General features: G+C 63.1%; 22 protein-coding genes (1 of these 22 running past the window's edge). 10 read left to right on the top strand and 12 right to left on the bottom strand.

What is annotated here, in order from left to right; translation table 11 throughout:
* Positions 1–1,195 carry the 5' portion of a tyrosine--tRNA ligase gene (tyrS, locus tag V3314_RS05950; protein WP_025337483.1) on the bottom strand. Its footprint begins 5 nt before the window's first position, so only the first 1,195 of its 1,200 coding nucleotides appear in the window; it begins with the start codon at positions 1,193–1,195; its stop codon lies beyond the left edge, outside the window.
* Positions 1,196–1,408: 213 nt separating this feature from the next.
* Here tyrS and V3314_RS05945 point away from each other — a divergent pair, with 213 nt between their 5' ends.
* Together V3314_RS05945 and V3314_RS05940 are read left to right on the top strand one after the other, a co-directional pair.
* Positions 1,409–2,830 carry a peptidoglycan DD-metalloendopeptidase family protein gene (locus V3314_RS05945; RefSeq protein WP_135001526.1) on the top strand — a complete coding sequence of 474 codons (1,422 nt, stop codon included), beginning with the start codon at positions 1,409–1,411 and terminating at the stop codon, positions 2,828–2,830.
* Positions 2,831–2,834: 4 nt separating this feature from the next.
* On the top strand, positions 2,835–3,926 hold the full coding sequence (locus tag V3314_RS05940; protein WP_135001525.1) for an anhydro-N-acetylmuramic acid kinase: 1,092 nt from the start codon (positions 2,835–2,837) through the stop codon (positions 3,924–3,926).
* 59 nt (positions 3,927–3,985) lie between these two features.
* On the opposite strand, the gene erpA is transcribed toward V3314_RS05940, so the two are convergent.
* Positions 3,986–4,336 (bottom strand): iron-sulfur cluster insertion protein ErpA, encoded by a 351-nt coding sequence (gene erpA, locus V3314_RS05935; RefSeq protein WP_015268740.1) that lies wholly within the window; start codon positions 4,334–4,336, stop codon positions 3,986–3,988.
* Between the two features lie 146 nt (positions 4,337–4,482).
* Positions 4,483–5,517 (bottom strand): N-acetyl-gamma-glutamyl-phosphate reductase, encoded by a 1,035-nt coding sequence (gene argC, locus V3314_RS05930; RefSeq protein ID WP_046614397.1) that lies wholly within the window; start codon positions 5,515–5,517, stop codon positions 4,483–4,485.
* 141 nt (positions 5,518–5,658) lie between these two features.
* On the opposite strand from argC, the gene hemJ reads away from it, so the two are divergent.
* The 6 genes from hemJ (at position 5,659) to V3314_RS05900 (ending at position 10,085) form a co-directional block, all read left to right on the top strand.
* Entirely contained in the window at positions 5,659–6,084 is a 426-nt protein-coding gene (hemJ, locus tag V3314_RS05925; RefSeq protein WP_046614398.1) for a protoporphyrinogen oxidase HemJ, read from the top strand.
* Between the two features lie 28 nt (positions 6,085–6,112).
* Entirely contained in the window at positions 6,113–7,069 is a 957-nt protein-coding gene (locus tag V3314_RS05920) for a nitronate monooxygenase family protein (protein ID WP_046614399.1), read from the top strand.
* 67 nt (positions 7,070–7,136) lie between these two features.
* Positions 7,137–7,919, top strand: coding sequence for an SDR family oxidoreductase (locus V3314_RS05915; protein WP_153671257.1), 783 nt, complete (start codon positions 7,137–7,139; stop codon positions 7,917–7,919).
* A gap of 63 nt (positions 7,920–7,982) precedes the next feature.
* Complete coding sequence (locus V3314_RS05910; RefSeq protein ID WP_013970615.1) at positions 7,983–8,321, top strand: histidine triad nucleotide-binding protein; 339 nt, start codon at positions 7,983–7,985, stop codon at positions 8,319–8,321.
* Between the two features lie 65 nt (positions 8,322–8,386).
* Positions 8,387–9,034, top strand: a complete 648-nt coding sequence (gene coq7, locus V3314_RS05905; RefSeq protein ID WP_025337477.1) for a 2-polyprenyl-3-methyl-6-methoxy-1,4-benzoquinone monooxygenase — start codon at positions 8,387–8,389, stop codon at positions 9,032–9,034.
* Positions 9,035–9,044: 10 nt separating this feature from the next.
* Positions 9,045–10,085, top strand: a complete 1,041-nt coding sequence (locus V3314_RS05900; RefSeq protein WP_046614401.1) for a hypothetical protein — start codon at positions 9,045–9,047, stop codon at positions 10,083–10,085.
* Between the two features lie 138 nt (positions 10,086–10,223).
* On the opposite strand, the gene V3314_RS05895 is transcribed toward V3314_RS05900, so the two are convergent.
* The gene (locus V3314_RS05895; protein ID WP_004376171.1) at positions 10,224–10,646 is read right to left on the bottom strand and encodes an OsmC family protein; all 423 of its coding nucleotides are present in this window, start codon (positions 10,644–10,646) and stop codon (positions 10,224–10,226) included.
* A gap of 191 nt (positions 10,647–10,837) precedes the next feature.
* On the opposite strand from V3314_RS05895, the gene crp reads away from it, so the two are divergent.
* Positions 10,838–11,482, top strand: coding sequence for a cAMP-activated global transcriptional regulator CRP (gene crp / locus V3314_RS05890; protein ID WP_012270218.1), 645 nt, complete (start codon positions 10,838–10,840; stop codon positions 11,480–11,482).
* Here crp and V3314_RS05885 read toward each other — a convergent pair.
* The 4 genes from V3314_RS05885 to V3314_RS05870 form a co-directional block, all read right to left on the bottom strand.
* Entirely contained in the window at positions 11,479–12,183 is a 705-nt protein-coding gene (locus V3314_RS05885; protein WP_046614402.1) for a lipoate--protein ligase family protein, read from the bottom strand. The genes crp and V3314_RS05885 overlap by 4 nt on opposite strands.
* A 183-nt stretch (positions 12,184–12,366) precedes the next feature.
* Positions 12,367–13,200, bottom strand: a complete 834-nt coding sequence (gene trpC, locus V3314_RS05880) for an indole-3-glycerol phosphate synthase TrpC (protein WP_046614403.1) — start codon at positions 13,198–13,200, stop codon at positions 12,367–12,369.
* A complete protein-coding gene (gene trpD / locus V3314_RS05875; protein WP_046614404.1) occupies positions 13,197–14,246 on the bottom strand; it encodes an anthranilate phosphoribosyltransferase in 1,050 nt (349 codons plus the stop codon). The genes trpC and trpD overlap by 4 nt, the downstream gene beginning before the upstream one ends.
* A gap of 9 nt (positions 14,247–14,255) precedes the next feature.
* A complete protein-coding gene (locus V3314_RS05870) occupies positions 14,256–14,849 on the bottom strand; it encodes an aminodeoxychorismate/anthranilate synthase component II (RefSeq protein WP_003259809.1) in 594 nt (197 codons plus the stop codon).
* Between the two features lie 368 nt (positions 14,850–15,217).
* Between V3314_RS05870 and estP the strand changes: the two genes are divergently transcribed.
* The gene (gene estP, locus V3314_RS05865) at positions 15,218–17,098 is read left to right on the top strand and encodes an esterase EstP (protein WP_196183777.1); all 1,881 of its coding nucleotides are present in this window, start codon (positions 15,218–15,220) and stop codon (positions 17,096–17,098) included.
* 131 nt (positions 17,099–17,229) lie between these two features.
* Here estP and trpE read toward each other — a convergent pair whose 3' ends face one another.
* From trpE to V3314_RS05845, 4 genes are all read right to left on the bottom strand, one after another.
* Positions 17,230–18,711: an anthranilate synthase component I gene (gene trpE, locus V3314_RS05860; protein WP_338460026.1), complete on the bottom strand. Its 1,482-nt coding sequence runs from the start codon at positions 18,709–18,711 to the stop codon at positions 17,230–17,232.
* Between the two features lie 69 nt (positions 18,712–18,780).
* Positions 18,781–19,599, bottom strand: a complete 819-nt coding sequence (locus V3314_RS05855) for a phosphoglycolate phosphatase (RefSeq protein ID WP_085600126.1) — start codon at positions 19,597–19,599, stop codon at positions 18,781–18,783.
* On the bottom strand, positions 19,596–20,270 hold the full coding sequence (gene rpe / locus V3314_RS05850; protein WP_046614408.1) for a ribulose-phosphate 3-epimerase: 675 nt from the start codon (positions 20,268–20,270) through the stop codon (positions 19,596–19,598). Before rpe ends, V3314_RS05855 begins: the two co-directional genes overlap by 4 nt.
* A 173-nt stretch (positions 20,271–20,443) precedes the next feature.
* Complete coding sequence (locus V3314_RS05845) at positions 20,444–21,271, bottom strand: ABC transporter permease (protein WP_013970603.1); 828 nt, start codon at positions 21,269–21,271, stop codon at positions 20,444–20,446.
* Between the last annotated feature and the right edge of the window lie 4 nt (positions 21,272–21,275).

Genomic DNA, 21,275 nt, shown 5'->3' with positions numbered 1-21,275 from the left:
CAGCCTTGAGGGTAACCCGGGCAAACGACTTCTTGCCCGCCTGGCACACATGGGTAGCACCCAGCGCAAACATGAAGTCACGATCAACCACCGCACCATCAACCTTGACCGCACCACCACTCAACAAGTCCCGCGCCTGCGCCGAGTTCTTCACCAGGCCAGCCCGGTTCAGTACGGCAGCAATCGGCAGGCTTTCGCCCGCAGCCACTTCGATTTCCGGCAGATCTTCCGGCAGCTCGCCTTCCTTCATACGGTTACCCGCGGCACGGTGAGCATTGGCCGCAGCCTCCTCGCCATGGAAGCGCGCAACGATCTCTTCCGCCAGCTTGATCTTGATGTCGCGTGGGTTGGCACCATTGGCGACGTCGGCACGGAACTGCTCGATCTCTTCCATCGAACGGAAGCTCAGCAGTTCGAAGTAGCGCCACATCAGGGTATCCGGGATCGACACCAGCTTGCTGTACATCACCCCCGGCGCTTCCTGGATACCTACATAGTTACCCAGCGACTTGGACATCTTCTTCACGCCGTCGAGCCCTTCGAGCAGCGGCATGGTCACGATGTTCTGCGCTTCCTGGCCATAGGCGCGCTGCAGCTCACGCCCCATCAGCAGGTTGAACTTCTGGTCAGTACCACCCAGCTCGACATCCGCCTTCAGCGCCACCGAGTCATAACCCTGCACCAGCGGGTACAGGAACTCGTGGATGGCAATAGGCTGGTTGGTGGTGTAGCGCTTGTCGAAGTCATCACGCTCGAGCATGCGCGCCACGGTGTACTGCGACGCCAGACGAATGAAGTCGGCCGGGGTCAGCTTGTCCATCCAGGTGGAGTTGAACGCGACCTCGGTCTTGGCCGGGTCGAGGATCTTGAACACCTGCTGCTTGTAGGTCTCGGCGTTTTCCAGCACCTGCTCGCGGGTCAGTGGTGGGCGAGTGGCGCTCTTGCCGCTCGGATCGCCAATCATGCCGGTGAAATCACCGATCAGGAAGATGACCTGGTGCCCCAGGTCCTGGAACTGGCGCAGCTTGTTGATCAGCACCGTATGCCCAAGGTGCAGGTCAGGCGCGGTCGGGTCGAAGCCGGCCTTGATGCGCAGAGGCTGGCCGCGCTTGAGCTTCTCCACCAGTTCCGACTCGACCAGTACTTCTTCCGCACCGCGCTTGATAAGCGCCAGCTGCTCTTCAACCGACTTCATAGACAAACCCGCAAGGCTCAGATTCAGGGGGAGCCAACCATACAAGATCGGCCGTCAATTACAAGTTTCGCAAAGGAATGTGACCCGAGCACAGGCTTGCGGCGTCTACGCGCCCTTGCGTGAAAATGGATTTGGTTATATTTTATACAGTTATTTCATCTTCATCATGTCATTCATCTTTTCCATTTCACCTTATTCAAAGTCACCTTGCCCATGACCAACGAACCGCCTAAAGCGCCCCCGCTTTATCCGAAAAGCCATCTGTTGGCCGCCAGCGGCATCGCCGCCCTGCTCAGCCTGGCCCTGCTGGTGTTTCCTTCCAGCGAAGTGGAAGCCAAGAAAACCACCCTCAATCTCGAGCTGGAGAGCCCTGCCGAGCAGTTGAAGGACGAATCCCGCGCTGCGCCTCTGGTGCAGGCAGACGGTGAGCAAGGCTCGCCATTCGCCCAAATCGAAGAGGCCACCCCCGAGACCCAGAAGGCCGAGCAGGAAGCCCCTGCCGCCGAACCGGTCGTCGAAACCGCCAAGCAACCCAGCCACCGCGAAGTCACCGTGGCTCGGGGCGATACCCTGTCCACCCTGTTCGCCAAGGTCGGCCTGCCGAGCAACGCAGTGCACGACCTGCTGGCCAGCAACAAGCAGGCCAAGCAGTTCAGCCAGCTCAAGCACGGCCAGGTCCTGCAGTTCGAGCTCGACAAGGACGGCCAGCTGGCCAGCCTGCACAGCAAGGTCAGCAACCTCGAAACCATTCGCCTGACCAAGACCGACAAGGGCTATACCTTCAACCGCGAAATCAGCAAACCGGTTGTACGTACCGCCTATGCCCACGGCGTTATCAAAAGCTCGCTTTCGGCCTCGGCCCAGCGCGCCGGCCTGTCCCACAGCATGACCATGGACATGGCGCGCGTGCTGGGATACGACATCGACTTTGCCCAGGACATTCGCCCAGGCGATGAATTCGACGTGGTCTACGAGCAGAAGGTAATGGACGGCAAGGTCGTCGGCACCGGCAACATCCTGTCTGCACGCTTCACCAACCGCGGCAAGACCTACACCGCCGTGCGCTATACCAACAAGCAGGGCAACACCAGCTACTACACCGCCGATGGCAACAGCCTGCGCAAGGCCTTCATCCGCACCCCGGTCGACTTCGCCCGCATCAGCTCGCGCTTCTCCGCCGGCCGCAAGCACCCGATCCTGAACAAGATCCGTGCTCACAAAGGCGTCGACTACGCCGCCCCACGTGGCACTCCGATCAAGGCAGCCGGTGATGGCCGCATCGAGCTGGCCGGGCGCCGCGGTGGTTACGGCAATACCGTGATCATCCAGCACGGCAACCGCTACAAGACGCTGTACGGCCACATGCAGGGCTTTGCCAAGGGCATCAAGACCGGCGGCTCGGTCAAGCAGGGCCAGATCATCGGCTATATCGGCACCACCGGCCTGTCCACCGGCCCGCACCTGCACTACGAGTTCCAGGTCAACGGTGTGCACGTCGACCCGCTGAGCCAGAAAGTGCCGATGGCCGACCCGATCGCCAGAAACGAGCGCCAGCGCTTCCTGCAGCAGAGCCAACCCCTGATCGCCCGCATGGATCAGGAAAAGGCCACCCTGCTCGCAGCGAACAAGCGCTAAGCCCATGGCGCTCTACCTGGGGGTAATGTCCGGCACCAGCCTCGATGGCCTGGACATTGCCTTGATCGAACAAGGCGAGCAGCTCGAACTGCTCGCCACCCACTACCTCCCCATGCCCGGCGACCTACGCCAGGAGTTGCTGAGCCTTTGCAGCAGCGGCCCTGACGAAATCGCCCGCGCTGCGCTGGCAGAAAACCGCTGGGCCAACCTGGCAGGTGAAGGCATCCGCCAACTGCTGGCCAGGCAGGGGCTGCAGGCCGGAGCCATCCGCGCCATCGGTAGCCACGGCCAGACCATCCGCCACGAACCTGCACGCGGCTTTACCGTGCAGATCGGCAACCCGGCGCTGCTGGCCGAGCTTACCGGTATCAGCGTGGTCGCCGACTTCCGCCGTCGCGATGTGGCGGCCGGTGGACAAGGAGCGCCACTGGTGCCTGCCTTCCATGAAACCCTGTTCAGCCACCTGGGCCAGCGCCTGGCCATTCTCAACGTGGGCGGTTTCAGCAACCTCAGCCTGATCGAATACGACAAGCCAGTCCACGGCTTCGACTGCGGCCCGGGCAACGTGCTGCTGGATGCCTGGATCGAGCGCAAGCGCGGCCAGGCCTACGATGCGGATGGGGCCTGGGCTGCCTCGGGCGTGGTGCAGGCCGACTTGCTCAGCGCACTGCTGGCCGACCCGTTCTTCGCGGGCAGCGGCCCGAAGAGCACCGGCCGCGAAGTATTCAACCTACCCTGGCTGGATGGTCACCTGGCCCGCCTACCCGCTTACCGCGACGAGGACGTACAGGCAACATTGCTGGAACTGACCGCACGCAGCATCATCGACTCGTTGCGCAACGCCCAGCAAGGCACCGAAACGCTGCTGGTCTGCGGTGGCGGTGCGCGCAACGGCGCCCTTATGACACGCCTCGGCCAGTTGCTCCCCGGCGCCCGTGTCGCCAGCACCGGCGCCCATGGCGTGGACCCGGACTGGGTCGAAGCCATGGCCTTCGCCTGGCTGGCCCACTGTTGCCTGGAAGGCATCGCTGCCAATCGTCCTAGCGTGACAGCAGCCAAAGGCCTGCGCGTACTCGGCGCAATATACCCGGCCTGAACGTTACGCCAGAAAGCAAAACGCCGCGCAATTGCGCGGCGTTTTCGTATGGCCAGGCCTCAGATCGAGAACGAGGAGCCGCAGCCACAGGTGGTAGCAGCGTTCGGGTTCTTGATCACGAAGCGCGAGCCTTCCAAGCCTTCCTGGTAATCCACTTCGGCGCCGGCCAAGTACTGGAAGCTCATCGGGTCGACCACAAGGGAAACACCTTCGCGCTCGACGATGGTGTCGTCTTCGGCCACGTCCTCATCGAAGGTGAAGCCATACTGGAAGCCCGAGCAGCCGCCACCGGTGACGAACACGCGCAGCTTCAGACGATCGTTGCCTTCCTCGGAAACCAGGTTCTTCACCTTTTGCGCAGCGCCGTGGGTGAATTCCAAAGCGGTAGGGGTGAAGGTTTCGACGCTCATGTTGATTCTCCCGGCGTGGTAGCCGCCATAAAACTCGATGACGCGCATTATCCGCTTTCCCGAGAAAATCGGTCAAGAATTGTGCGGCTTTAGTAGCGACCTACAAAAAGGCCCGCATGACGCGGGCCTTTTCGAACGCTGGCGGCTTACGGCAGCAGGCCCGCGTGGGACAAGCCCATGCGCTCGTCCAGGCCGAACAGGATGTTAAGGTTCTGCACCGCCTGACCGGACGCACCCTTGACCAGGTTGTCGATCACCGACAGCACCACCACCAGGTCACCACCTTGCGGGCGATGAACGGCGATGCGGCAGACGTTGGCGCCGCGCACACTGCGGGTTTCCGGGTGGCTGCCAGCCGGCATCACGTCGACGAACGGTTCATTGGCGTAACGCTTCTCGAACAGCGCCTGCAGGTCGACCGAAGTGTCGGCGACAGTAGCGTACAGGGTGGCGTGGATTCCACGGATCATTGGCGTCAGGTGCGGCACGAAAGTCAGGCCGATATCCTTGCCAGCGGCCTGGCGCAGGCCCTGGCTGATTTCTGGCAGGTGGCGATGCCCCTTCACTGCGTAGGCTTTCATGCTTTCACCGGCTTCGCAGAACAGCGAGCCCACCGCCGCACCACGGCCAGCGCCGCTGACACCCGACTTGCAGTCGGCGATCAGGCGAGACGGGTCGGCCAGGCCAGCTTCCAGCAGCGGCAGGAAGCCCAGCTGGGTGGCGGTCGGGTAGCAACCCGGCACAGCGATCAGGCGTGCCTGGCGAATCTTCTCGCGGTTGACTTCAGGCAGGCCGTATACCGCGTCCTTGAGCAGCTCTGGCGCACCGTGCGGCTGGCCGTACCACTTGCCCCACTCGGCGGCGTCCTGCAGGCGGAAGTCGGCGGACAGGTCGATCACCTTGGTACCTGCCGCCAGCAGTTCGCCAGCCAGGGCGTGGGCAACACCGTGCGGGGTGGCGAAGAACACCACATCGCAGGCGGCCAAGGTCTTGCTGTCCGGCACGCTGAATGCCAGTCCGTCATAGTGGCCGCGCAGGTTCGGGTACATGTCCGCCACTGCAACGCCCGCCTCGGAGCGCGAAGTGATGACCGCCACTTCGGCCTGTGGATGCTGTGCCAGCAGACGCAACAGTTCGACGCCGGTGTAACCCGTGCCGCCGACGATACCGACCTTGATCATAACGCTTGCCCCTTATCAACGAGCCGTCTGGAAAGCGCACGATAATAGGGGCGCAAGGCGCCTGTAACAACTCTTCGGGTGACCCTTCGGGCGCTTGACCACTACTATCTGACGACCGTGAATACCTGAAGGAACTCCCCCATGCTTTATCTATGGATCAAAGCGCTGCATATCGTCAGCGTAGTCTGCTGGTTCGCCGGCCTGTTCTACCTGCCGCGGCTGTTCGTCTACCACACCCAAAGCCAGGACAGCATCAGCCAGGAACGCTTCGTGACCATGGAGCGCAAGCTGTATCGCGGCATCATGAACCCGGCGATGATCGCAACCTACGTGTTCGGCGCATGGATGCTCTACCTCACCCCCGGCTGGCTCAGCCAGGGCTGGCTGCATGCCAAGCTGACCCTGGTCATCCTGCTGACCATCTACCATCACATGTGCGGCGCCCAGCGCAAGCGCTTCGCCAGCGGTAGCAACACCCGCAGCCACGTCTACTATCGCTGGTTCAACGAAGTACCCGTGCTGTTCCTGCTGGGTATCGTAATTCTGGTGGTGGTCAAACCGTTCTGACATAGCCACCCGCTCAAGGAGCCTTGCCATGTCGTTACCTGCCTCCCTCGAACAAAGCCTGCGCCTGCCCGTGGTTGCTGCACCGATGTTCCTGATCTCCAACCCCAGGCTGGTACTGGCCTGCTGCTCCAGCGGTGTGGTCGGTAGCTTCCCGGCCCTGAACCAGCGCGACAGCGCCGGCTTCAAGGCCTGGCTGGAGGAAATAGAGGCAGGCCTGGCACAGCTGCAGGCGCCAGCACCCTATGCCGTCAACCTGATCGTCCACCCGACCAACCCGCGCCTGCAGGCCGACCTGGCGTTGTGCGTGGAACACCGCGTACCGATCGTCATCACCAGCCTCGGCGCGGTGAAGGAAGTGGTCGATGCCGTGCATGGCTACGGCGGCCTGGTGTTCCACGACGTCACCACCCGCCGCCATGCCGAGAAAGCCGCCGAAGCCGGTGTCGATGGCTTGATCGCCGTCGCTGCTGGCGCAGGCGGCCATGCGGGCACCTGGAGCCCGTTCGCCCTGGCCGCGGAGATCCGCCAGTTCTTCGACAAGACCCTGCTGCTGGCAGGCTGCCTCAACCACGGCCACGAGATCCTCGCCGCGCAAATGCTGGGTGCGGACCTTGCGTACATGGGCACCCGCTTCATCGCCACCGCAGAAAGCCAGGCCCCGGGCGCCTACAAGCAGATGCTGCTCGATTCCCATGCCGCCGACATCATCCATACCCCGGCGGTGTCCGGCGTCCCTGCCAGCTTCCTGCGCCCAAGCCTGGAGCAGGCTGGCTATGACATGGAAGCCCTCAAGGGTGGCCACGAGCAAGGCAAGCTCAAGCCGATCGACGACGAGGCCAAGGCCTGGAAAAACGTGTGGTCGGCGGGCCAGGGGGTCGGCAGTATCGACGACCTGCCCAGCGCCAGCGCGCTGATCGAACGGCTGCACGACGAGTACCGGGACGCACTGGAGCGCTGCCAGGCCCTGCGCGCCGGTAGCCACTAGCAAAAGGCAACACCTTGCCCGACCACGCTGTACACTAGGCGCCCTCTTCAGCCCCCAGGAGCCTAGCATGACCCGTTACGCCATGATTACTGGTGCTTCCAGCGGCTTGGGTCTGGCCCTGGCGGAAGCCCTGGCGCGGCGCGGGCGCAACCTGATCCTGGTGGCACGCCAGCGTGAAACGCTGGAGCCGGTGGCCTTAGAACTGACCCAACGCTTCGGTGTCGAGGTGCTGTTCCGTGCCTGCGACCTCAGCCAGCCGTTACGCCTGTCGGGCTTCGTGCTGGAACTGGAGGAGGGCGAGCGACGCATCGACCTGTTGGTCAATTGTGCCGGCCTGCGCACCTACGGGCCATTCCTGGCCCATGAGTGGGCCGACGAGCAGGACCTTCTGGAAGTCAACGTGCTGGCCCTGAGCCGCCTGTGCCACGCCATCGGCAACTTGATGGCCGTACAGGGCGGCGGGCAAATCCTCAATGTCGCCGGCCTGGCCGGGGTGGCGCCAGGCCCGTGGATGGCCGCCTATGCCGCCAGCAAGGCCTATGTGCTGAGCTTCTCCCAAGCCTTGCGTGAAGAACTCAAGCGCACCGGCATCAAGGTTTCGGTACTGTGCCCCGGCCCGGTGCGCTCCTCGCGCCGGCGCATTCCGCGGCTGGATGGCAAGCCACGCTGCCTCAGCCCTGAGGAAGTGGCGCTGTACACCGTGCGCGCGCTGGACAAGAACCGCGCTCTGATCCTGCCCGGCCGGCGCAACCGCTGGCTGGCGTTCGCTCCGCGCCTGCTGCCGCGCTGGCTGGCGCGCAAGCTGGCCGGGGCCATCCACCGCCGTTATTGCCCGCTCGGCATGGAATAGCTACTGGGCGAGCGGCGCCTGGCTGAGTACACTCGGCCCGACCCTCACCATGGAGCAAGTGCTGTGGACGATTTATTCATCAAGATCATCAACCGGGAAATCCCGGCGAAGATCATCTACGAGGACGACCAGGTTCTGGCGTTCCACGATATAGCCCCCCAGGCGCCCGTGCATTTTCTGGTCATCCCGAAAAAGCACATCCGTACCCTCAATGACTTGACCGAAGAAGACAAAGGCCTGGCCGGTCACATCTTGTTCACCGCCCAGCGCCTGGCCAAGGAACTTGGCTGCGAGGAGGGTTTCCGCGTAGTGATGAACTGCAACGAGCAAGGCGGCCAGACCGTCTACCACATCCACATGCACGTGCTTGGCCAGCGCCAGATGCACTGGCCACCGGGCTGATCCACGGCAAGCGACCCTGCCACTATTGCGGTAAACTGTCGGGCACATTCTTGCGGAGGTGCCCGATGGCTACCGAACGTCACTACTCGCCGCTCGACCGCTTGTTGCTGCAGGCCGATACCGCCATGCGCACCTTGCTGCCCTTCAGCGGCCAACCCGCCCGTCCATCGCCGGCCATCGTCCAGCCGGACGTCGACCTGGACGAACAGCAGGCCCGCCATGTTGCCGGGCTGATGCGTATCAACCACACCGGCGAAGTCTGCGCCCAGGCGCTGTACCAGGGCCAGGCCCTGACCGCCAAGCTGCCCGAAGTGCGCAAGGCCATGGAACACGCCGCGGAGGAAGAAGTGGACCACCTGGCCTGGTGCGAACAGCGCATTCGCCAGCTGAACAGCCACCCCAGCGTGCTCAACCCGTTGTTCTACGGCATGTCGTTCGGTATCGGTGCACTTGCCGGGCTGGTAAGCGACAAGGTCAGCCTGGGCTTCGTCGCCGCCACCGAGCATCAGGTGTGCAAGCACCTCGACGAGCACCTGGAGCAGATCCCGCAGGAAGACGAAAAGTCCCGGGCCATCCTCGAACAGATGCGTATCGATGAGGAACAGCACGCCGAGTCTGCACTGGAAGCCGGCGGTTATCGCTTCCCCGCCCCTGTTCGCTTTGGCATGAGCCTGTTGGCCAAGGTCATGACCAAGAGCACCTACCGTATCTGAAGGCATCACCATGACGGACCGTTTCGACGCCAAGGACCTGGCGCGCGCCGTGCAAGCCGGCATTCTCCAGCAGGGACAGGACCAGGCCCTGCTGGCCTTCCTGCGCCAGCAGCCGGCACAGCGCGGCAGCTTCCAGCTGGCCCATGTCGCTTTCTACTTCGGCGCGATGCTGATCATGGCAGCAATGGGCTGGTTGCTCACCGAAGCCTGGATGCGCATCGGCGATTGGGCGCTGCTGGTCATCGCCAGCCTCTATATCCTGCTGCTCACGCTGTTCGCCATTAACCTGCAACGGCGCGTTCAGCCGGTCGCGGCTGGGGTGCTGGCGGCAGTCGCGGTCAGCATAGTGCCATTGGCGGTGTTCGCCATCGAACGGCTGGCCGGCTGGTGGCCAATGGATGATGCGCAGGCTAACTATCACCAGTACTACACCTACGTGCAGGGCGGCTGGCTGGCAATGGAAGCAGCCACGGTACTAGCCGGGCTGTTGATGCTGAGGCTGATCCCCTACCCATTCATCGTCATGCCGATTGCCGTGGCCTTGTGGTTCATGTCGATGGACCTGAGCGAATGGTTTTTCGGCTCGCCATTCAGCTGGGACCAGCGCCGCGAGGTTTCGCTGTGGTTCGGGCTCGGGTTACTGGTGGTGTTCGTCGGGATGGACGGCCGCACCCGCGAAGACTATGCCCACTGGGGCTACCTGGCCGGACTGGCGGCATTCTGGGGCGGACTTACGCTGGTGGACAGCGGCAGCGAGCTGGGCAAGGCCCTGTACTGCCTGATCAATATTGCCCTGATGGCTATGGCGGTGCTGTTGCGTCGGCCGGTGTTCATGGTATTCGGGGCGTTGGGCGTGGCGGCTTACCTGGGGTACCTGTCGTACGAGGTGTTTGCCGACTCGCTGCTGTTCCCGGTGGTGGTGACCCTGATCGGGCTGGGGGTTATCGGGCTGGGGCTGGTTTACCAGAAGCGGCGGGAGCGATTGAGCCGGGTAATGCGCGGCTGTTTGCCGGGATGGGTGCGTGCTGCGCTGCCGGCGCTTCGCAGCTGAAATTGTCGGGGCCGCTCTGCGCCCCATCGCCGGCAAGCCAGCTCCCTCCTCGACCGCATTGACCTCAAGCCATGTGCTATCCCTGTGGGAGCTGGCTTGCCGGCGATGGGCTGCAACGCAGCCCCCAAAATTTGCTGTTCAACCCAGCTCTACAATCTCGTACCCGTGGGTAATCTCAACCCCGGCACGCTCGAGCATGATCGAAGCCGAGCAATACTTCTCCGCCGACAGCTCTACCGCACGCTTGACCTGGGCCTCCTTCAGCCCACGCCCCTTCACCACGAAGTTCATGTGGATCTTGGTAAACACCTTCGGGTCTTCGCTGGCACGCTCGGCCTCCAGGAACGCCTCGCAGCTTTCCACCGCCTGGCGCGACTTCTTCAGAATGCTGACCACGTCAAAGCTGCTGCAACCACCCAGGCCCAGCAACAGCATTTCCATCGGGCGCACGCCCAGGTTACGGCCACCGGCCTCGGGCGGGCCGTCCATCACGACGACATGGCCGCTCCCCGATTCGCCGAGGAACATAGCCTCACCGGCCCACTGGATACGTGCCTTCATCTACCCGGACTCCTGATTTTCGGAAAAGGGTGTCAGCTTAGACCTTGTGCGGCCGTGGGAAAAGCACGAGTCGTGTCGGTTTAGTACCGAAACATCCTGTAGTGTCTGATAAGCTGGCGCCAAATGACTGGCGCGCCCCGCCAGCCAACCTTTATAAAAAGCCTCTGCGTCATATCGAACAGGATTTCGTGATGGTTGCTTCCGCCCTACCCGCCAAGATCAAGAACATCGACAAACTGCTGGTGCACTGCCAGCGCCGTCGCTATACCGCCAAAAGCAACATCATCTGCGCCGGCGACCGGGCCGAGACACTGTCGTTCATCATCAAGGGTTCGGTCACCATCCTCATCGAGGACGATGACGGCCATGAAATGATCATCGCCTATCTCAACAATGGCGACTTCTTCGGCGAGCTGGGCCTGTTCGAACCGGTCGAGGGTGAACAGCAGCGCAGTGCCTGGGTACGCGCCAAGACCGAATGCGAAGTGGCCGAAATCAGTTATGAGAAGTTTCGCGAACTGGCGCGCCAGGACCCGGAAATCCTCTATGCCCTGGGCAGCCAGATGGCACAGCGCCTGCGCAACACCACGCGCAAGGTCGGCGACCTGGCGTTCTTCGACGTTACCGGGCGTGTCGCCCGTTGCCTGCTGGAGCTGTGCAAACAACCCGACGCCATGACCCACCCCGATGGCATGCAGATCAAGATCACTCGCCAGGAAATCGGCCGCATCGTCGGTTGCTCGCGGGAAATGGTCGGCCGCGTCCTCAAGGATCTTGAAGAACGCAGCCTGGTGCAGGTCAAAGGCAAGACCATGGTGGTCTACGGTACCCGCTAGTCCTTGGGCAGGTCGGCCAGCACCTTGGCATAGGCCTGCGACAGCCGCTCGAACCATGGGGCTGCAGGCGCCACTTCGTGCAGGGCGATGTGCGCGTCGGCGCGGCAGCGCTGCTCCAGCTCACAGCACTCGTTGAAGCGGTTGACCGCCGCCACCATCGATTCACGCTCGTTGTCCAGCAGCAGCGCACCGTGCACCAGCACCACCGGGCGCTTGCCGCCCAGCCCCTGGCGCCAACGCTGGGCGGTGCCTACCAGCTTGCGGCCATTGAGGTTGACGTTGTAGCGGCCATCGCAGAAAGCGCCGTCGATTTCGCCCACCGACGCCACTCCGCCCCATTCGCGCAACACCTCGCACAGCGGCAGGCACAGGCGCTCGTAGGCATTTTCGATACGGCCATGGTCGCCTTCGCTGCGGGGGGCGACATAGACCAGGGCAACGTTCACCGTCGAATGAGACTGCGGCACCGGCTCACCACCGGTTTCGCGCAGCAGTACCGGCCAGCCGGCGATTGCCAGCTCCGAGCAGGCGGCTTCGAAGTTTTCCAGACGGCTCATCCGCCGAGGCATGACCAGGGCATGGTCGGTCGGGCGCCAGAACAGCACGCCACTGTCGCGTTCGCCGCGGCAGACGGCGGCCAGCAGTTCCTGTTCGGCGTGCAGGCCTTGTTCGACAGTCAGGGCCAGGGGTTGATCGGTCATTGATCCACCTATGTTGTTGTTTTCGATGGCCTCTTCGCGGGTTAACCCGCTCCCACAGGGGTATCGCAGATCCCAAAGGCAGTGATCATCCTGTGGGAGCGGGCTTACCGAAGCGTCGGACAGCCGCGAAATGGCCATTACAGGCATACAAAAAAGCCGGCAATAGCGCCGGCTTCGTTTCGATCAGTCCAGTTGCTGAACAGTCTTCTTCACCTGATCCGGGAAGAACAACCGCTGCAGTTCCAGCCCTGGCTGCTCGGCGCGCATGAATGCCTCACCTACCAGGAACGAGTAGACTTCGTTGATCGCCATCAGCTCCACATCAGCCCGGTTCAAGATGCCGCTCTCGGTAATCGCCAGGCGATCACGCGGAATACGCGGCAGCAGGTCGAGGGTGGTTTCCAGGCTGACCTCGAAGGTGTGCAGGTTACGGTTGTTCACCCCCACCAGCGGAGTATCCAGGGTTTTCAACGCGCGCTCCAGCTCATCGCCGTCGTGCACTTCCACCAGCACGTCTAGGCCGACACCCTTGGCCGTGGCCGCCAGCTCTGCCATCTTCACGTCATCCAGCGCCGACACGATCAGCAACACACAGTCCGCGCCCAAGGCCCGGGCCTCGACGATCTGGTACGGGTCGACCATGAAGTCCTTGCGAATCACCGGCAGCGACACTGCCGCGCGGGCCTGCTGCAGGTACTCGTCGGCCCCCTGGAAGTAATCCACATCGGTCAGCACCGACAGGCAGGTCGCCCCGCCCTTCTCGTAGCTGACGGCGATTTCCGCCGGCACGAAATGCTCGCGAATCACGCCTTTGCTCGGCGAGGCCTTCTTGATTTCGGCAATCACCGCTGGCTGCTTGCGCGCGGCTTGCTCAATGAGGGCCTTGGCAAAGCCACGCGGGGCGTCGGCAGCCTTGGCCAGGCCCTCCAGTTCGGCGAGGCTGACGCGCGCGCTGCGCTCGGCCACTTCCTGAAACTTGCGGGCAATGATCCTTTCCAGCACCGTCGGCACACTCATGCTTCGTTCTCCACCTTGAATACTGCAGTAAAGGCACCCAGCTCCTGCAGCTTCTCCCAGGCCAGCCCGGTGTGCAGTACGTCGTGGGCCAGTTCCACACCGGCTTTCAGGCTCATGGCATGGTCAGCGGCATACAGCGCCGCGCCCGCATTGAGCACGATCATCTCGGCGGCCTTCTGGCCGTTTTCGGTCTTGCGCCGGCCCAACGCATCGCGGATCAGCTCCAGCGAAGCCTGCGGGTTCTCGACGGCCAGGCCGTGCAGGCTCTGGCTCTTCATGCCGAGGTCTTCCGGCTCCACCCAGTATTCTGTGATTTCGCCATTCTTCAGTTCGGCGACGAAGGTCGGGGCAGCCAGGCTGAACTCGTCCAGGCCGTCCTTCGAGTGCACCACCAGCACGTGCTTGCTGCCAAGGCGCTGCAGTACTTCAGCCAAGGGGCGGCACAGGGTCTGGGCGAATACACCGACCACCTGGTGCTTCACCCCGGCCGGATTCGTAAGCGGGCCGAGCATATTGAACAGGGTACGCAGCCCCAGGTCGCGACGCGGGCCGGCAGCATGCTTCATGGCCGAGTGATGGCTTTGCGCGAACATGAAGCCGATGCCCAGGCTGTCGATGCAACGGGCCACTTGGGTGGGCGTCAGGTTCAGGTAGATGCCGGCGGCCTCCAGCAGGTCGGCACTGCCGCTCTTGCCCGATACCGCGCGGTTGCCATGCTTGGCCACGGTGCAACCCGCCGCCGCCAGGACGAACGACGAGGCGGTGGATACGTTGAAAATATTGGCGCCATCGCCGCCGGTACCGACGATATCGACCACGCCATCGAGGCTCTGCAGTTCGACCTTTTCGGCCAGTTCGCGCATCACCGACACCGCACCGACGATCTCGTCGATACTTTCGCTCTTCATGCGCATGCCCATCAGGAAGGCGCCGATCTGCGCTTCGCTGCACTGGCCGGTCATGATCTGGCGCATGACGTCGCGCATTTCTTCAGTAGAAAGGTCCAACTGGCCGACGATACGGCTCAACGCACTCTTGATATCCATGTTCGATCCTTAGCGGCGGCCGCCGGTCTGCTTGAGGAAGTTGGCGAACAGTTCGTGGCCCTGTTCGGTCAGGATCGACTCGGGGTGAAACTGCACCCCTTCGATATTCAGCGTTTTGTGGCGCAGACCCATGATCTCGTCGACCGAACCGTCAGCATGGGCGGTCCAGGCAGTCACTTCCAGGCACTCGGGCAAGGTTTCGCGCTTTACCACCAGCGAGTGGTAACGGGTCACGGTCAATGGGTTGTTAAGGCCGGCGAACACGCCCAGGTCACGGTGATGTACGGGGCTGGTCTTGCCGTGCATCACCTGGCGGGCACGTACCACATCGCCGCCAAAGGCCTGGCCGATGGACTGGTGGCCCAGGCATACGCCAAGGATCGGCAGCTTGCCGGCAAAGTGCAGGATGGCTTCGATGGACACGCCCGCCTCGCTCGGCGTGCACGGCCCTGGAGATACGACGATGCGCTCGGGGTTGAGGGCTTCGATCTGGGCGATGGTCATTTCGTCATTGCGAATGACCTTTACCTCGGCACCCAGCTCGCCAAGGTACTGAACGACGTTGTAAGTGAATGAGTCGTAATTGTCGATCATCAGTAACATCGGGTTAAACCTCTTGAATCTACTGACTTCAGAATTCGAACCTTTCTGCACCAGCCAACAGGCGCGGCTTTGCCACAAAGGGCGGTAGACAGGAAGGCAAACGGGGGCGGGCCGGACGGGCCGGCAGGGGATAAAGTCAGGCGCGCCAACGCCAACGGGCGTGGGCCTTGATTACGCGCATCAAGAGTTTGCTGACGATCAACACAGGATAGGTCTCGCTCATACGTCCCGGCACAGTAGCCTACCGGGGCGGCGGGCGCAATATGCCTGTAAACACGGGGAAACGAATGGACTTGGGAGGTATGCACGGCGATTTGCTAAGGTCGATGGGGTTGTCCTGATAAAAACAAAGAAAAGGATGTTCCCTGATGCGAAAAGCACCGTTATTGCGCTTTACCCTCGCCTCATTGGCGTTAGCCTGCAGCCAGGCCTTCGCGACACCCTCGCCCTACTCCAGCATGATCGTGTTTGGTGACAGCCTCAGCGACGCCGGGCAGTTTGGCGGGGTACGCTTCACCAACCGCGATGCCAATGGCAATTATGCGCCAGTGTCACCGATGATCCTGGGCGGGCGGCTCGGTGTGAACCCGACCGAGCTAGGCCCTTCCACCTCTCCGGTCAATCCGGTGCTGGGCCTTCCCGACGGCAACAACTGGGCAGTCGGTGGCTACACCACCCAGCAGATCCTGGACTCGATCACCACTACCTCGGAGACCGTCATCCCACCAGGGCGCCCCGGCGCCGGGCTGGTATTGCGTGATAAACCGGGCTACCTGGCCAACGGCCTGCGCGCCGACCCCAACGCGTTGTATTACCTGACTGGCGGCGGCAATGACTTCCTGCAAGGCCTGGTCAACAGCCCGGCCGATGCCGTGGCCGCTGGCGCCCGCCTGGCCGCCAGCGCCCAGGCCCTGCAGCAAGGCGGCGCCCGCTACATAATGGTCTGGTTGCTGCCTGACCTCGGGCAGACACCGAACTTCAGCGGTACGCCGCAACAAAACCCACTGTCGCTGCTATCCGGCGCGTTCAACCAGTCGTTGCTCAGCCAACTGGGGCAGATCGATGCCGAGATCATTCCACTGAACATCCCTGTGCTGCTGAGCGAAGCGCTGGCCAGCCCCGATCAGTTCGGCCTTGCCAGCGGCCAGAATCTGGTCGGCACCTGCTACAGCGGCGAAGGCTGCGTGGAAAACCCGGTGTACGGCATCAACGGCGCCACGCCAGACCCGACCAAGCTGCTGTTCAACGACTCGGTGCACCCGACCATCGCCGGCCAACAACTGATTGCCGACTACGCCTATTCGATCATTGCCGCCCCCTGGGAACTGACCTTGCTCCCGGAAATGGCCCACGCCAGCCTGCGCGCTCACCAGGACGAATTGCGCAACCAGTGGCAGACACCCTGGCAGGCAGTTGGCCAGTGGCAGGCCTTCGTTGCCACCGGCGCCCAGGACCTGGACTTCGACGGCCAGCGCAGCGCGGCCAGCGGCGACGGCCGCGGCTACAGCCTGACCCTGGGCGGCAGCTATCGTCTGAACGATGCATGGCGCCTGGGCCTGGCCGGAGGCGTGTACCGGCAGAAGCTGGAAGCCGGCGCACAGGACTCGGACTACAAGCTGGACAGCTACCTTGCCAGCGCCTTCGCCCAATACCGCCACGACCGCTGGTGGGCCGACGCGGCGCTGACCGCCGGGCACCTGGACTACAGCGACCTCAAGCGCACCTTCGCCCTTGGCGTGAACGACCGCAGCGAAAAGGGCGACACCGATGGCGAGGCCTGGGCGATGTCGGGGCGGCTGGGCTACAACCTGGCAGCCGAGAGCAGCAGCTGGCAGCTGGCGCCGTTCATCAGCGCCGACTATGCGCGGGTGAAAGTGGATGGCTATGACGAGAAGAGCGGGCGTTCGACGGCGCTGGGCTTCGATGATCAGGAACGTACATCACGCCGTTTGGGCGTAGGGTTGCTGGGCAGTTTGCAGGTGCTGCCGAGTACCCGGCTGTTCGCCGAGGTGGCGCAGGAGCACGAGTTCGAGGATGACCAGCAGGATGTGACGATGCACCTGACCAGCCTGCCAGCGAATGACTTCACCCTGGCCGGGTATACGCCGCACAGCGACCTGACTCGGGCGAGTCTGGGGGTGAGCCATGAAGTGGTGGCGGGGGTGCATTTGCGCGGCAACTACAACTGGCGCAAGAGTGATGAGTTGACGCAGCAGGGGGTGAGTTTGGGCGTCAGCGTCGACTTTTGAATTGATGGGGCCGCTTTGCGGCCCTTCGCGGGCTCGCCCGCTCCCACGGGTATTGCACAGGCCTTGCAGCATGTGATTTCCCTGTGGGAGCGGGCATGCCCGCGAAGGGCTGCAACGCAGCCCCGATCAACTTACTTGGCCGAAGTCTGCTCAGCCAACGCCACCGCGCGGAACATCGCCCGGCGCTTGTTGATGGTTTCTTCCCACTCCAGCGCCGGCACCGAGTCGGCAACGATGCCGCCCCCGGCCTGCACATGCAGCTCACCGTCCTTGATTACCGCGGTACGGATGGCAATGGCGGTATCCATGTTGCCGTTCCACGCGAAGTAACCGACAGCACCACCGTAAACACCACGCTTGACCGGCTCCAGTTCGTCGATGATCTCCATCGCACGAATTTTCGGCGCCCCCGAAAGCGTACCGGCCGGCAGGATCGCCCGCAGCGCGTCCATCGCAGTCAGCCCTTCGCGCAGCTGGCCAGTGACATTGGACACAATGTGCATCACGTTGGAGTAACGCTCGATCACCATCTTCTCGGTCAGGCGCACGCTGCCGGTCGAGGACACGCGACCGACGTCGTTACGGCCCAGGTCGATCAGCATCAGGTGCTCGGCAATTTCCTTGTCGTCCGACAGCAGGTCGTCTTCCAGCGCGCGGTCGGCCTCTTCGGTAGCACCACGCGGGCGGGTGCCGGCAATCGGGCGCACGGTGACCAGGTTGTCCTCGACGCGCACCAGCACCTCGGGCGAGCTGCCGACCACATGGAAGTCGCCAAAGTTGAAGAAGTACATGTACGGCGTCGGGTTGAAGCAGCGCAGCGCGCGGTAAAGGTCGATAGGCGCAGCCTTGAAGTCGATCGACATGCGCTGCGACGGCACCACCTGCATGCAGTCACCGGCCAGGATGTATTCCTTGATGCGGCCGACGGCGTTCTCGTAATCCTCGCGGGTATAGCTGGAGCGGAACTCCGGCTCGGCAGCCTGTGGGCCACTCAGGTCCAGGCCACGGCGTGGGGTGATCGGCTGACGCAGGGTTTCCAGCAGGCCTTGCAGACGCGCCTGGCCCTGTTCGAAAGCCTGCTCTTGAGCCGGGTCGACCAGCACGATCGCGTGCATCTTGACCGCCAGGTTGTCGAACACCACCACCGCGTCGGACACCATCAGCAGGATATCCGGCACACCCAGCGGGTCCGGGTTGGGGCTGGCACCCAGGCGCTTTTCCACATAGCGCACGCAGTCGTAGCCGAAGTAGCCGACCAGGCCGCCGTTGAAGCGCGGCAGGCCAGGGATATCGGCGACCTTGTAACGGTCTTTGAAGGTTTCGACGAAGGCCAGCGGGTCTTCGACATCGTGGCTCTCCACCTCCACGCCATCCTGCAGGATGCTGACGTGGTAACCGTGCACACGCATCACGGTGCGCGACGGCAGACCGATCATCGAGTAACGGCCCCATTTCTCGCCGCCCTGTACCGATTCAAGCAGGTACGAGTTGGGCTGGTCGGCCAGTTTCAGGTAGATCGACAGCGGCGTGTCGAAGTCGGCCAGGGTTTCGCAGGCCAGGGGAATACGGTTGTAGCCGGCAGCGGCCAGGCGCAGGAATTCTTCGCGGGTCATGAGTAGCCTCGTGGCAAGCAGCAATAGGTCAGGCAAACGGACGGGCCGGCACGCGCCGGCAGGCTGAAGTCAGGCGCGCCAACGCCAACGGGCCAGGGCCTTGATGACTTTCATCCAGAATTTGCCGGTAACCGCCACGGTGGACTCTCTGTCTTGTGAGGCTTGAAGGTCCGCCAACGTTATCCCAGTGGCCGGGTCTGCGCAACCGGGCAGCAATGCGCGCAGGTCGTCGATCACCAGACTGGGGGACTCGTCGTGGATCGGCCGGCCGTGGTTGTAGCCGTAGGTCAGGCCCACGCACTTTACGCCAGCCGCCTTGGCTGCCAGCACGTCACTGCGTGAGTCGCCGACGAACAGCGACTGCTGAGGGGTGACACCGGCCATTTGCATGACGAACAGCAGCGCCGCAGGGTCGGGCTTTTTCTGCGGCAGGGTGTCGCCGCCGATGATCCAGCGGAAGTAGTTGCCAATCTTCATCTGGTCCAGCAGCGGGCCAACGAAGCGCTCGGGCTTGTTGGTGATCAGCGCCATTTCCACGCCCTGCTTGCGCAGCCAGCGCAGGGTGTCCTGCACACCGGGGTAGACCACGGTCAGTTCGTGGCTTTCGGCATAGGCGTCCATGAACAGCGCCAGCGCCTGGTCGGCCAGCGCATCGTCCACGGTGGCGTGGTCGATGCCACCGGCCAGCGCCCGGCGCACCAGCACCTGGGCGCCGTTGCCCACCCAGTGGCGCACCGCGTCCAGACCGGCAGGCGGGCGCCCCAGTTCGAGCAGCATGCGGTCCACGGCGGCGGCCAGGTCTGGCACGGAATCGATCAGGGTACCGTCCAGATCGAACATCACCAGCCTGGGTAGCGTCCCCGGGAACAGCTGCTCGAAGCCGCTCATGCGCGGGCCTGAGCCAGTTCGGCACGCATCCTGGCGATGACTTCCTGGTAGTCCGGGGCGTTGAAGATCGCCGAGCCGGCCACGAAGGTGTCGGCGCCAGCGGCAGCGATCTCGCGAATGTTGTTGACGTTGACGCCACCGTCGATTTCCAGGCGGATATCACGGCCACTGGCGTCGATCAGCGCACGCGCCTCGCGCAGCTTGTCGAGGGTGCCCGGGATGAACTTCTGCCCGCCGAAGCCTGGGTTGACGCTCATCAGCAGCACCATGTCGACCTTATCCATCACGTACTTCAGCGCGTCCAGGCTGGTGGCCGGGTTGAACACCAGGCCGGCCTTGCAGCCACCGTCCTTGATCAGCTGCAGCGAACGGTCGATGTGCTGCGAGGCTTCCGGGTGGAAGGTGATGTAGGTGGCACCAGCTTCGATGAAGTCGCCGATGATGCGGTCGACCGGGCTGACCATCAGGTGCACGTCTATCGGGGCGGTGACGCCGTACTTGCGCAGGGCGGTGCAGACCATCGGGCCGATGGTCAGGTTGGGGACGTAGTGGTTGTCCATGACATCGAAGTGGACGATGTCGGCACCCGCGGCCAATACCTTGTCGACATCCTCGCCCAGACGGGCGAAATCGGCGGAGAGAATGGAGGGGGCAATAGCGTAGGGCTGCATGGCGCACCTGTTGGCAGAATCACGGTGGCGCGCATTGTAACCCAGGGAAGCGGATGAAGGCTGATTAGCATCAACCTGTACTGGCCTCTTCGCGGCTAAAGCCGCTCCCACAGGTGCACAAACCCTGTGGGAGCGGCTTTAGCCGCGAAGAGGCCAGCACAGGCAACACACCTTCAACCAGGCTGCTGGGTCCTCAGCTTCTCGCTACGCCCACGCAACCACTCCAGGGTAAGCAGCAACACCACCGAGAAAGCAATCAGCAAGGTCGCCGCCGCGGCAATGGTCGGGCTCAGGTTCTCGCGAATACCACTGAACATCTGTCGCGGCAGGGTCGCCTGCTCCGGGCCGGCCAGGAACAGGGTCACCACTACTTCGTCAAACGACGTCGCAAAGGCGAACAACGCCCCCGAAATCACCCCGGGCGCGATCAGCGGCAGGGTCACCCGGCGGAAAGTCAGCAGCGGCGAGGCGCCCAGGCTGGCTGCCGCGCGCACCAGGTTGTAGTTGAAGCCCTGCAAGGTTGCCGACACGGTAATGATGACGAACGGAACGCCCAGTACCGCATGCACCAGAATCAGCGAGGTGAAGCTGTTGCCCATGCCCAGCGGGGCGAAGAACAGGTAGCTGGCAACACCGATGATCACCACCGGCACCACCATCGGCGAAATCACAAGCGCCATCACCAGCGACTTGCCCGGAAAGTCGCCACGGGTCAGGCCGATGGCCGCCAGGGTGCCGAACACCATGGCCAGCACTGTGGCCGCCGGCGCGACGATGATGCTGTTCTTCAAGGCCCGCATCCACTCGGCCGAGCCGAAGAAGTCCTGGTACCACTGCAGCGAGAAGCCCTGCAGCGGGTACACCAGAAAACTGCCACTGTTGAACGACAGCGGCACGATCACCAGTACCGGCAGTATCAGGAACAGCAGGATCAAGCCGCATAGAATGCGCAGGCTGTAGAACCACACCCGCTCCACGGGCGACATGTAAGGGCTCAGCATGACA

Source organism: Pseudomonas sp. TE3-3-F2023, assembly GCF_036784815.1.
GTDB lineage: Bacteria > Pseudomonadota > Gammaproteobacteria > Pseudomonadales > Pseudomonadaceae > Aquipseudomonas > Aquipseudomonas pudica.
Note: the sequence above shows the minus strand (reverse complement) of the source record. Positions and strands in the feature narration are given on the sequence as shown.

Bases quoted from the DNA above. Each gene is read 5' to 3' on its own strand.
- V3314_RS05940 (WP_135001525.1), top strand. From the start codon at position 2,835: ATGGCGCTCTACCTGGGGGTAATGTCCGGCACCAGCCTCGATGGCCTG.
- hemJ (WP_046614398.1), top strand. From the start codon at position 5,659: ATGCTTTATCTATGGATCAAAGCGCTGCATATCGTCAGCGTAGTCTGC.
- trpD (WP_046614404.1), bottom strand. From the start codon at position 14,246: ATGGATATCAAGAGTGCGTTGAGCCGTATCGTCGGCCAGTTGGACCTT.
- coq7 (WP_025337477.1), top strand. From the start codon at position 8,387: ATGGCTACCGAACGTCACTACTCGCCGCTCGACCGCTTGTTGCTGCAG.
- V3314_RS05900 (WP_046614401.1), top strand. From the start codon at position 9,045: ATGACGGACCGTTTCGACGCCAAGGACCTGGCGCGCGCCGTGCAAGCC.
- erpA (WP_015268740.1), bottom strand. From the start codon at position 4,336: ATGAGCGTCGAAACCTTCACCCCTACCGCTTTGGAATTCACCCACGGC.
- V3314_RS05855 (WP_085600126.1), bottom strand. From the start codon at position 19,599: ATGAGCGGCTTCGAGCAGCTGTTCCCGGGGACGCTACCCAGGCTGGTG.
- rpe (WP_046614408.1), bottom strand. From the start codon at position 20,270: ATGCAGCCCTACGCTATTGCCCCCTCCATTCTCTCCGCCGATTTCGCC.
- argC (WP_046614397.1), bottom strand. From the start codon at position 5,517: ATGATCAAGGTCGGTATCGTCGGCGGCACGGGTTACACCGGCGTCGAA.
- V3314_RS05845 (WP_013970603.1), bottom strand. From the start codon at position 21,271: ATGCTGAGCCCTTACATGTCGCCCGTGGAGCGGGTGTGGTTCTACAGC.
- V3314_RS05895 (WP_004376171.1), bottom strand. From the start codon at position 10,646: ATGAAGGCACGTATCCAGTGGGCCGGTGAGGCTATGTTCCTCGGCGAA.
- crp (WP_012270218.1), top strand. From the start codon at position 10,838: ATGGTTGCTTCCGCCCTACCCGCCAAGATCAAGAACATCGACAAACTG.
- V3314_RS05915 (WP_153671257.1), top strand. From the start codon at position 7,137: ATGACCCGTTACGCCATGATTACTGGTGCTTCCAGCGGCTTGGGTCTG.
- trpE (WP_338460026.1), bottom strand. From the start codon at position 18,711: ATGACCCGCGAAGAATTCCTGCGCCTGGCCGCTGCCGGCTACAACCGT.
- trpC (WP_046614403.1), bottom strand. From the start codon at position 13,200: ATGAGTGTGCCGACGGTGCTGGAAAGGATCATTGCCCGCAAGTTTCAG.
- V3314_RS05870 (WP_003259809.1), bottom strand. From the start codon at position 14,849: ATGTTACTGATGATCGACAATTACGACTCATTCACTTACAACGTCGTT.
- V3314_RS05920 (WP_046614399.1), top strand. From the start codon at position 6,113: ATGTCGTTACCTGCCTCCCTCGAACAAAGCCTGCGCCTGCCCGTGGTT.
- V3314_RS05945 (WP_135001526.1), top strand. From the start codon at position 1,409: ATGACCAACGAACCGCCTAAAGCGCCCCCGCTTTATCCGAAAAGCCAT.
- estP (WP_196183777.1), top strand. From the start codon at position 15,218: ATGCGAAAAGCACCGTTATTGCGCTTTACCCTCGCCTCATTGGCGTTA.
- V3314_RS05885 (WP_046614402.1), bottom strand. From the start codon at position 12,183: ATGACCGATCAACCCCTGGCCCTGACTGTCGAACAAGGCCTGCACGCC.